This is a genomic window from Sutterella parvirubra YIT 11816, from assembly GCF_000250875.1.
GTDB classification, from domain to species: Bacteria; Pseudomonadota; Gammaproteobacteria; order Burkholderiales; family Burkholderiaceae_F; genus Sutterella; species Sutterella parvirubra.
Map to the genome: position 1 here is coordinate 11,123 of NZ_JH605019.1, position 10,317 is coordinate 21,439.

The window sequence follows — 10,317 nt, forward strand, 5'->3', positions numbered from 1 at the left end:
CGGGCGCGAAGATGAAGTCGGGCTTCACGCGCGCGACGTCGTCCGCGGCTTCCGCCGCGCTCACCGTCACGGTGCGCCAGCGGTACTGCGGCGTCATCTCGGACATCGTCCGCACCGTCGCCTGGAGGTCCATCGCGTCGAACGGATTGATGAGGGTGTCCAGAAGCGCCACCGTGATCAACGGCCGGTTGTCCTGAACGCCTTCGGCGGACGTCGTCGCCCCCGACACGGCGTCGGGCTGCGCGGGGACGGTGATCACGCCCACGGGGCGCGCGGGGTTCACGGGATCCGGCGAATTCAGGCCGGCGCCTTCCCCGTGGGCTTCCCTCAGGGGTGCCAGGAGCGCCGCCGTGAAGATCGCGATCCAGAGGAGCTTCTTCGCGGGAGAGGCCTTGGACCAGAGGAAGGAGGACTCCGACGGGCGGGTGATCTCCGAGACTTTATCTCGGGCCATTTCCCGGGCGCGCTCCCGCGCCATCTGACGGTAGTGCCGCCGCACGCGCCGCAGGAGCTTCACCTGCGCGCGGGGGAGGCCGTCGAAGCCGCCGACACCTCCACCACATTCCGCACCTTCAGGACGAACGCCCTCCGAAGCGGCCCGGGCGTCGGTCGCCTGCGGGGCTTCCGGGGGACGCAGAGACGACGTCGCGTCCGCGGCGGGAAACGGGGCCTCAAAAAGGGCTTTCTGTTGGTCGGTCGGCATGCGTCAAATTCTACAGAGCCGGGGTTTTCACTTCTTACCCCCGCTCGGGGGTAGTGGGAAGCGGGGCGGATCGTCAGAATTCGATTCCGGCGGATGGAGGAGGGCGAAGACCCTCCCGAAGCGCACCGAGCGCACCGCCCGAGACAAATCCAAGCCGGCCGCAGGGGTCCGGAAACCACCGGACTCCGACGCCCCAAGGAAGACCGCCCGGCGCGACCACGCCGACGGCTCTCCCTCCGAACCAAACACACAAGCACGAGGCACATCAGACCATGCACCGTCGTCAATTCCTCCAGTCCGCCGCCACGATCGCCGCGGGTACCGTCGCCTTCACCCACGAAGCCGCCGCGAGCGTCGTGGACGCCTTCGGTGAGAAGACCCGTCCGGTCGACACCAAGAACGTCGTGAAGGGCTGGGGGACCGGTGCCGCGAAGCCGCTCACGATCAAGGGTCGCACGATCGGCGGGGGCCGTCCGGGCCTCATCGCCCCGACGACCGCGAAGACGACGGACGCGCTGGTCGACACGGTGAAGGGCTTCGCGAAGTTGGAAGCCCTCGACATGGTCGAAGTCCGCATCGACTACCTCGGCAAGCTCGCTCCTTCTGAAATGGCCGCCGCCACCGCCAAGGCCTACGAAGCCGCGGGCGACAAGATGGTGTTGGTGACGCTTCGCAACGGCACCGACGGCGGTCCCTTCATCGCGGACGACGACTACTACGGCAAGGTCTACGACGCCGTGTTGGAGAACGGCCGCGCCGACATCATCGACATCGAGCTCTTCCGCGACGCCGCGATGGTGAAGCGCTTGGTCGAGAAAGCCCACGCCAAGGGCGTGAAGGTCATCATCTCGGATCACGAATTCAAGTTCACGCCGGACGAAGCCGAAATCATGCGCCGTCTGATGCTCGAAGACCAGATGGGCGCCGACATCCTCAAGATCGCCGTGATGGCCCACTCGCCCGAAGATGCGCTCACCGTCATGATGGCCACCGCCAAGATGCGCCACTACCACACCGAAAAGCCCATGCTCACGATGGCGATGGGCGCGGCGGGCGTGTTGACGCGCATCACCGGCGAAGGCTTCGGGTCGGATCTCACGTTTGCGTCGGTCGGCGGCAAGGCTTCCGCCCCGGGCCAGATCCCCTTGGAAGACTGCAAGACGGTTCTGGAAACCTTGCACAAGGCGATGAACCCGTAAGTCTCCGAGGCTTCGGCACAGAGTTCTCCAAACACACCCCGAACAAACACCCCTGAAACCCCAAAGGGGGTCCCGAACCCACGGGCGGCTGATCCAGACGCTCCAAGAGGTCCCCCGCCAGCTTTTCGAATGAGAGGAACATTCATATGAAACGCACCATGATCGCCTTCGCCACGCTCGCCGCCATGGCGACGACCGCCTGGGCCTCCCCCGCCTTCAAGGCGGGCACGTACACGGCCGAAGCCGCCGGCATTCACGGCCCGGTCGTCGTCGAGGTCACGTTCTCGAAGGACCGCATCGAAAAGGTGAACATCGTCAAGCAGACGGAAACGGAAGGGATCGGCTCCAAGGCCGCGGAAATTCTCCCCTCCAAGATCGTCGACGCGCAGTCCCCCAACATCGACGCCTTGACCGGCGCCACGATCACGTCGACCGCGATCCGCAACGCCGTCGCCGACTGCGTGAAGCAGGCGGGCGTCGACCCCGCGACCCTCGTTCCGGTCGCCGTCAAGAAGGCCGCCAAGAATGAAGAGCTCACGACCGACGTCGTGATCGTCGGGGGCGGCGGCTCCGGCATGTCTGCGACGATCCGCACCCGCATGAACGGGCTCGACGCGATCCTCGTCGAAAAGATGCCCTTCATCGGCGGCGCCGCTTCGATTTCGGGCGGCCAGGTCGTCGCGCAGGGGTCGAAGCTCCAGAAGGCCTTCGGCTCCACGGAAGACTCCCCCGAATCGATGATCAAGGACTTCCAGGCGAACGGCCACAACCTGAACGACCTCTCGAAGCTTCGCATCTACGCGAACAACGTGGGTCCGATGATCGACTGGCTCCACGAGGAAGTCGGCGTCAAGTTCATCCCGAACGACCTCCCGTTCCTCGCCGAATACTCGCACCCGCGCGCCCTTGAATTCGAAGGCGGCGCGAAGACGATGGCGCAGCACCTGCGCGAAGTCATCGCCGGGAACGGCGCCAAGGTCCTCTACCAGACCCGCGTGACCGAACTCATCGTCGAAGACGGTGCGGTCGTCGGCGTGAAGGCCGAAGACGCGAACGGCACGGCCTACACGATCCGCGCGAAGAAGACGCTGCTGACCACCGGCGGCTACGGCGCCAACAAGGACATGCTCTCGCCTGAACTCAAGGCCGCGCTCTACTACGGCCCGGTCTCCTCCACCGGCGACGGTCTGCGCATGGCGCAGTCCCTCGACGCCAAGACCCAGCTCCTCCAGTACGGGAAGCGCTACCCGAACGGCATCGAAGTCGCGCCCGGCATCGCCAAGTCCACGATCTACGCGAACGTGGGTGCGTTCGATCAGGCCGGCATCCTGGTCGACGTCAACGGCAAGCGCTTCGTGAACGAAAAGGCTTCGAACCGCCACATTCTCGATCCGATGCTCCAGACCCCGAACAAGCAGGCCTACGTCTTCATGGACCAGAAGTCCTGGGAAGGCTTCTACAAGCGTCTGCCTGAAACGGGCGTCTCGCACGAAGACGCGGACAAGTACCTGGCCGACAACGGCAAGAACGCGCCCCTCTTCGTGAAGGCCGCGACGATCGAAGAAGTCGCGAAACTGGCCGGCGTCAACGCCGAGAACCTCAAGGCCACCGTCGCCCGCTACAACGGGTTCGTGAAGGCCAAGAAGGACGCCGACTTCGACCGTCCCGCCAAGTACATGAACGCTGAGATTTCGGCCGAAGGCCCCTACTACATCGTTGAGCAGAAGCCCCGCTTCGCCACGACGATGGGCGGCGTCTGCACGGACGACAACCTCAACATCGTGAAGACGAACGGTCAGGTGATCCCGAACCTCTACGCCGCGGGCGAACTCGTGGGCGGCGTGATGGGCGACGACTCGCCCGCCGGTGCGAACGTCGGCTGGGCGCTCACGTCCGGCAAGTTCGCCGCCGACCGCATCGCCGAAGCGATCAAGGCCGGGAAGTAATCCTTCTCTCCAACCTCCCCGCGACGGTTGTCCCCCGATGGCCGCAGGGGAGGGCTCCTCGCCCGGCACCGGTCATGCCGGGCCCATAAGAACAAGAACGACATCTCTCCTCCATTCGGTACGCCGGAAGGGTCCTAGCGGCCCCTCCGGCTTCTTTTCGTCCGGAGAGGACAACAACGCCTTCGGGTTCACGACGGAATTCGGCTGGTACCTTCCGATCGCCGATCGGGCCTACGTCGAACCGATGGTGACGCTTGCCTACGGGCGGATCGCCGGGGACAGCTATACGTTGAAGAACGGCGTGAAGTACGAGGAAGAAAACATGGATTCGCTCCTCGCCGACATCGGCGCGCGGGCGGGGTACAAGTTCGCGAACAACCGCGGCTCGGTGTACGCAAAGGTGCGGCTCCTCCACGAATTCCAGGGCGACGTCGAAGCGACGGCGCGGCTCAACACCGCGGTCAACAGCTACAAGGAAGACCTAGGCGACACCTACGCCGAATTCGGCGCGGGCGCGAGCTTCAGCCTCACGGAAGCCACGAAGGCCTTCCTGAGCCTTGAGCGCACGACGGGCGGCGACGTCAAGACCAACTGGAGGTGGAACGTCGGCATCCGGCACGCGTTCTGATCGCAGTGTGCCCGCCGGGACGGCCGGCGGGCACAACCCTCAACCAAACACTTCCAACCCCTCGTTCGGGCGCAGGCCTCCGAGGGGTTCGCTTTGCCTGCATCCATTGCCCGAATCGATCATGCTCAGGCCTCCGCCGTCACCCTCCGCCGCCCCCTTAGAACCCGAGTCTCGGTGGTTGGTCCTACGTGCAATTGCGTATGAAAAAGCGGCGGACGCAAGGCAACACAAATTTTTGAATGTCGTCGAGAAAAGTGACGAACGAAGACCTGTCCTACCTCAGGAGAGGTAGCCTTTCCGCAAACTACCCCTTGGGGGTGATGCCTCCATCCCAAAGGGACGCCTCATAAACCCCTGATCCCTCAACGGTTTTCACGGCGCGGCCGTCAAAACGATCGGGAAGGGTGGGCGCGTCTCCCCGATTTGTAAGGACCTCTCCCGGGTGGGCCTCAGGTCAAGAAATCGTTCGGAATCGCCCCGCAGGCCACCGGAACCCGCCGCCCTAGTCGATTTTTCGTAGGTACTATTAGTCCGAAAGGTGTGCAGGACCAAACAACGCACCGTCGAAAGAATTACCTACAACGGGATAGATTGAGGAGAGATCATCATGTTCGGTTTGCATTGGGGCAGCGGTGAATCGCAGGCGAAGCCGGTCGAAAAGAAGCCCGTCTGGACGGGTTGGAAGAACTTCAAGGTTCTGAACAAAGAGACCGAATGCGAAGACGTCATCCGCTTCAACCTCGTCCCGGAAGACGGCGCGATGCCGGACTTCAAGGCGGGCCAGAGCATCGGGATCCGCACGGACGACTACGCGCCGCGCGCCTTCACCCTCTGCGGGACGCCCGCGGACGGCTGCTACCGCCTCGTCGTGAAGCGCTTCACGGGCGAAACCGGCAAGCTCGCGCAGCACCTCTGCCAGAACGTGCGCGTGGGCGACACGCTCGAAGTCTCCGAACCCGTGGGCGCGTTCACGCTCGTCGAAGGCGAAACCCCGCTCGTCATGATCGCGGAAGGCATCGGCATCACGGCGATCGTCTCGCTCCTCTCGGAAATCGCGACTAGGGAACCGCTTCGCCGCGTGCACGTCGTCTACGCGACGAAGAACGGCTCGAACTTCCCGCTCCGCGAGGAATTGAAGCGCCTCATGACCGAACTCCCCAACGCCGGCCTCGCCGTCTTCTACAGCGAACCCCACCACGACGAACGCGCCGGCCGCGACTTCGACGTGCACGGGAAGCTCGACATCTCGCTCCTGCGCGCGGTGTGCCTGGAGCACGACGCCGACTTCTACCTCTGCGGCTCGGAAAAGAGCATGGAAGAAGTGAGGAAGGCGCTCCATGCCCTGAAGAACGTGCCGGAAAGCCGCATCCACGAACAGATCTACGTCGCGAAGCGTTGATTCCGAACCGTTGAACCCCCCGACGCCCGGGCGGCGCCTGACCCCGCCGCCCGCGTCGCCAAACCCCGAAAGGAGGGTAGGAAGGCCTGAATCCAGGCGGACAAGAGGACCACATGAAGCGCGGGACCCGTTCCCGGCGCCGCCACGGTCGACGCGTGCGTCGCGGCGTGAGGAGAGGACAAGACCGCCTCTCCCCGCGCCCGAGGACCAAGCCGCAGGCGTCAACCGCAACCGTGCATAGGGCGGCGCAGAGAAGCGCCCCGCCGCCCGCCCGAATGGGGGGAAGCTCAACATCGTGCGGCTGAGCACCGCGCGCCCGCCGGAAGGATCAGCCGGCCGCGCGCGAAGCAGGCAAGAGAGAGAACGCACGCCGAGAGCCCGACCCCCGGCCGTCCCGTTGACGGCCGCCGCAGAAGAGCACTGCGGCGGCCGTCGGCGTTTTGTGGGCGTTTTGAGCGTGGGGCTCTTCGCCGGCGCTTCAAGATTTCTTCATCGGCGCTTCATCGTCATTTCGGTGAATACGTACCCGACAAAGCCCGACCCGGGTACCGGGTCGGGGAAGGGCCCCGGGCCGCCCTCCGGCAACCCCCGCCGCAGCCCCATCCGCACCCCTTCAAGCCTTCGCGGGTGCGGTGCTCAGGGCCTACCTCCGGAGGCCGGGCCGTGGTCGAAGCGCATCAGCATTTTTGACGATCATCCCGCAAAGAAGGGATAAAGCGCTTGGTGGTCAAGTGTTGCTGTTTGCTCGCACGCAACAATCCTGAAACATTCGCTCCCCTGACAAAGAACCATGACCGAAGCGGGAACCTGCCGGTGGTGCCGGTCAATCTGTCCGATGGAAACGGTAGTCATTCGCATCGGGGATGGCGCACAATCCGCCCATCCGACAGCGCGCCGCAGCGCATGCACGCTCGAACGCTAGACAGCTCGACAGGCCCCGCGATGCGGCCCCGGACTACCCGACACAACGACAAAGGAAAGAACACCGTCATGTTCCAGAAAACGATTCTCTCGACTGCTCTTCTCGCCGGTTTCGCCGCCGTGAGCTTCTCCGCGCAGGCCGCCGACGTTCAGCTCTACGGTACGGTTGACTACGGCTTCGTCTACAACCACGCCAAGACGACCGAAACGGGCGCCGACTCGGTGAAGGACGACTCCTTCTCGATGGCCTCCGGCACGAACTCCGCTTCGGCCTTCGGCCTTACGGGTTCGGAAGACCTCGGGAACGGCCTCAAGGTGACGTTCCGCCTCGAAAACGGTTTTGAAGCCGACTCGGGTTCGCTCTCCACCGAAGGCACGATCTTCGACCGCGAAGCTTCGCTCGCCGTCTCGGGCGGCTTCGGCTCCGTCTACTTCGGCCGCATGGGCGCCGTCGTCGGCGACACCGGCTCGGTCGGCTTCTACAGTGCGCAGGCGTCGGCCCTCGGCACCGGCTGGGGCGACAACATCACCGGCCACTCCGCCGTGTTCGCGAACTTCGAAGACGTCCGCGACAACACCGTCACGTACGTCTCGCCCGAATTCGCGGGCGGCTTCGTCTACGCGCAGTACGCCTTCGGCGAAAACGGCAAGGAACTGAAGTCCGGCACGGACCGCTACGCCGCCATCGGCGCGCAGTGGCAGGTGGGCCCCGTCGGCATCGGCGCTCTCGTCGACTGGACGAACAAGGACGCTTCGAAGCTTGACGCCACCGACACGGCTTCCGTCGACGACGCCTTCACGTACAACCTCTCGGGTTCGTACGACTTCGGCGTCGCGCAGGCCTTCCTCGCGGTCCAGTACTTCCAGGATGCGGCCGACGCGGCCGGCATCATCGGCGACTTCGGTAAAGAACGCCAGGTGACCAAGTACGACACGATGACCGGTTGGGGCGTGCACGTCGGCACCGCCTTCGCGGCCCTCGGCGGCGACTTCAAGGTCGGCATCGGCTACATGGACGCGCAGATCGATCACGACGGCAAGGACACGGGCTACGACGCCAAGGCCTGGACGGCTTCGGTCGGCTACGAATACGGCTTGTCTGAACGCACGACGCTCTACTGCGGCGCCGGCTACCGCGACCGCAAGGTTGACGGTGTCCGCTCCGACGGGAACTACAAGCTCCAGCAGAAGAGCTTCGACGTGGCCGCCGGTCTCGTCCACAACTTCTGATCGCTTCGGCCAGGTGCCTGACGTGACCTCCGGGCCGGGAGCTTGAGTCTTCCTCCTCGGCCCGGGTCACGGATGGAATCCAACCTCACGGGCGGCTTCTCCACAGGGGAGGCCGCCCGTTTCGTCCGTTCCTCGGTTGGGCCGACCGGCCGCGGCCCTCAGAACCCTCAGAACCAGACGACCAGCCCCGAGACGGCTTCCCAGGCGGAGGGGTCGGATCCCTTCACGACGGAACTCTTGTCCTTCGTCCAACCCGCACCCGCGTAGACCTGGGTGCGCTTCGAAAGCGGATAGAAGTAGGCGGCCGCGACGCCGAAGCGTTCGGTGTCGAGGACCTGGTCCGCGTCGAAGCCGTAGTAGGTCTTGTCGACCTTCGCGTCCATCCAGCCCATGTTCACCTTCACCGTGCCGCCGCCCGCATCGATGAGGGCGCCCACCTGCAGCGCATAACCCTTGTAGGTCGCGGGGTCGGCGTTCCCGGCCGCGTCCTTGGTCCAGACGTCCTTCATGTCGGCGTGACCGAGGAAGTTCGAGCCCTTCGCGTCCTGGAACCAAAAGGCGCTCGTCATCAGCGTCCACGGCCCGAAGTCGTACGTGAAGGCGGCGCTCACCGTGAGGTTGTCGTCGTAGTCCGCCTTTTCGTCCGAATACATCACGCTGTCGGCGATGAGGACCGCATGGACGGGTCCGCCGGTGTAGGTCAAAGCCGCGCCCCAGAGGCGGTCGGAGGAGTTTTCAAACTCCACCGCGTAGTCGCTCGCCTTCACCTGATCGACCTGGCCCGAATACTGGAGGTGGACCTGCCAGCCTGCGAAAACCGGCGACTGCCACGTCAGCGCATTGTCGACCGAGGCCCAAAGGCCGGGAACGAGCCACTTGTGCCCGACCATGTGTTCGCCGAAGGAGAGGCTGAAGGGCGCGACCTTCGTGGCGAAGATCCCGGTCGTGCCGAGCCCGCTTCGGAGCTGCCCCGAGCGCCCGACGATGAAGGTCCCGGCGGCGTCCGACTTCAGCCACACCTGCGCGGCGCGTTGAAAGAGGCGGCCGTTCACCATGGAGCCGTCGTCGCTCCCGAACTGGCCTTCGAGGTTGAAGCCGACGGCGAGGCCGTTGCCGAGATCCTCAGCGCCTTTGAGCCCCCAACGGTTGGGCGTGTGGGAGCTGGAGTTCATCTTGACGTTGTTTCGGGCGTCTTCGCCCGCGCGGTCGGTGTCGACGCGCTGGAAGAGGATGCCGGTGTCGATGCTCCCGTAGAGAGTGACGTCGGCCGCGTGGGCGGCGGGGGCGAAGCCCGCGACGGCGGAGATCGCTGAGGCGACGGAAGCGGTGAGAAGTTTGTGGCGGATGGTCATGATGATGGTCTCCGGGTTGTGGTGTGTTGGGGTCTGAGTTGTCCCATGCCGGGCGGGACGTGCGTCTCCGGCGCGTGGGCTCAGGGCGGCGGCTGCTCGGGTCTTTCGAGACAGAGCCGCCCCCTCCAGGCGCCCCGTCGGGCAACGCGGGGCGCGCAGAGTTGGTGTGATGAAATGAGTTGAAGGGACTGACGGGGTTGACGGGGCGGTCCCGCTTGTCGGCGCAGGCCCCGGGAGCCGGCGTGAGTCGTCAGTCGGTCGGGGTTTCTTCGGAGCGGCCGGGCTTTCCCGGTTCGGCGTCCTCCGTCCAAAGCTGCGCAGCCCGCACCGCGCGCTCCGTCGCCACCGCGACGGGAAGGAGCACGGCGCCTTCGGGCGTCCTCCGGAGCGCCTCCGTCACCTTGGGCCACCAGGTGAGAAGCCCGTGTCGCAGGAACCGGGCAAGCGTCTCCCACTCGCCCCAACGCAGGAGATTCGCCGCGAAGGCGAGCATCACGGCGGCGTGGTCGTCGGGGAGATGGTCCTCTCCGTCCGTCTTGAGCCCGAACCTTTGGTAGAGCTCGGTGCAGGCGAGCGCCGCGCGGCCGCCGTAGGTGCCCTCGGGCGTCTCCCAGCAGCTCTGCGCCAAGGGGATGGTCGTTTCGCCCACGCCATAGAAGCACTTCGCGAAGGCGCGCTCCACCTCCAGGGCGTCGAGCCCCGGAGCGGGCGTCGTCTCGGCTGGGCTCCCGTCGGGCGTCACGCCCGCCCAAACGTCGTTCCAGGCGGCGTACCAGATCTCGGGGCGCCGTCCCCGCCAAAAGAGCGAGAGCGCGTCGAGGATGTCGGCCGCACGGGCGAGGCTCTCGTCACGGATCTCTGCGCGCAGATCCGCTGCGGTCGGGGAGGTGGGGTCGTTCAGGGGTTGGGTCATGGGGCGTCCTTGTCCTACTCAAATGT

7 protein-coding genes and 1 pseudogene are annotated in these 10,317 nt (G+C 65.4%); 5 read left to right on the forward strand and 3 right to left on the reverse strand.

Annotated features, from left to right (window positions below; genetic code table 11):
- Nucleotides 1–703, reverse strand: a pseudogene (locus HMPREF9440_RS11315) (hypothetical protein); the annotation flags it as partial.
- 272 nt (nt 704–975) lie between these two features.
- On the opposite strand from HMPREF9440_RS11315, the gene aroD reads away from it, so the two are divergent.
- The 5 genes from aroD (at nt 976) to HMPREF9440_RS09970 (ending at nt 8,026) form a co-directional block, all read left to right on the forward strand.
- Entirely contained in the window at nt 976–1,902 is a 927-nt protein-coding gene (gene aroD, locus HMPREF9440_RS09950; RefSeq protein ID WP_008543881.1) for a type I 3-dehydroquinate dehydratase, read from the forward strand.
- Nucleotides 1,903–2,048: 146 nt separating this feature from the next.
- Nucleotides 2,049–3,848 carry an FAD-dependent oxidoreductase gene (locus HMPREF9440_RS09955; RefSeq protein WP_008543883.1) on the forward strand — a complete coding sequence of 600 codons (1,800 nt, stop codon included), beginning with the start codon at nt 2,049–2,051 and terminating at the stop codon, nt 3,846–3,848.
- Nucleotides 3,849–3,885: 37 nt separating this feature from the next.
- Nucleotides 3,886–4,476 (forward strand): autotransporter domain-containing protein, encoded by a 591-nt coding sequence (locus HMPREF9440_RS11080; protein ID WP_008543885.1) that lies wholly within the window; start codon nt 3,886–3,888, stop codon nt 4,474–4,476.
- 607 nt (nt 4,477–5,083) lie between these two features.
- Nucleotides 5,084–5,875: an FAD-binding oxidoreductase gene (locus tag HMPREF9440_RS09965; RefSeq protein WP_008543888.1), complete on the forward strand. Its 792-nt coding sequence runs from the start codon at nt 5,084–5,086 to the stop codon at nt 5,873–5,875.
- Nucleotides 5,876–6,865: 990 nt separating this feature from the next.
- Nucleotides 6,866–8,026: a porin gene (locus HMPREF9440_RS09970; protein WP_008543896.1), complete on the forward strand. Its 1,161-nt coding sequence runs from the start codon at nt 6,866–6,868 to the stop codon at nt 8,024–8,026.
- A 167-nt stretch (nt 8,027–8,193) separates the two neighbouring features.
- Here HMPREF9440_RS09970 and HMPREF9440_RS09975 read toward each other — a convergent pair whose 3' ends face one another.
- Complete coding sequence (locus tag HMPREF9440_RS09975) at nt 8,194–9,378, reverse strand: porin (protein WP_008543897.1); 1,185 nt, start codon at nt 9,376–9,378, stop codon at nt 8,194–8,196.
- Nucleotides 9,379–9,628: 250 nt separating this feature from the next.
- Entirely contained in the window at nt 9,629–10,291 is a 663-nt protein-coding gene (locus tag HMPREF9440_RS09980; RefSeq protein WP_008543898.1) for a TorD/DmsD family molecular chaperone, read from the reverse strand.
- Nucleotides 10,292–10,317: the final 26 nt, after the last annotated feature.

Coding starts and splice junctions, on each gene's coding strand:
- HMPREF9440_RS09975 (WP_008543897.1), bottom strand. CDS start 9,378: ATGACCATCCGCCACAAACTTCTCACCGCTTCCGTCGCCTCAGCGATC.
- HMPREF9440_RS09965 (WP_008543888.1), top strand. CDS start 5,084: ATGTTCGGTTTGCATTGGGGCAGCGGTGAATCGCAGGCGAAGCCGGTC.
- HMPREF9440_RS09970 (WP_008543896.1), top strand. CDS start 6,866: ATGTTCCAGAAAACGATTCTCTCGACTGCTCTTCTCGCCGGTTTCGCC.
- HMPREF9440_RS09955 (WP_008543883.1), top strand. CDS start 2,049: ATGAAACGCACCATGATCGCCTTCGCCACGCTCGCCGCCATGGCGACG.
- HMPREF9440_RS09980 (WP_008543898.1), bottom strand. CDS start 10,291: ATGACCCAACCCCTGAACGACCCCACCTCCCCGACCGCAGCGGATCTG.
- HMPREF9440_RS11080 (WP_008543885.1), top strand. CDS start 3,886: ATGGCCGCAGGGGAGGGCTCCTCGCCCGGCACCGGTCATGCCGGGCCC.
- aroD (WP_008543881.1), top strand. CDS start 976: ATGCACCGTCGTCAATTCCTCCAGTCCGCCGCCACGATCGCCGCGGGT.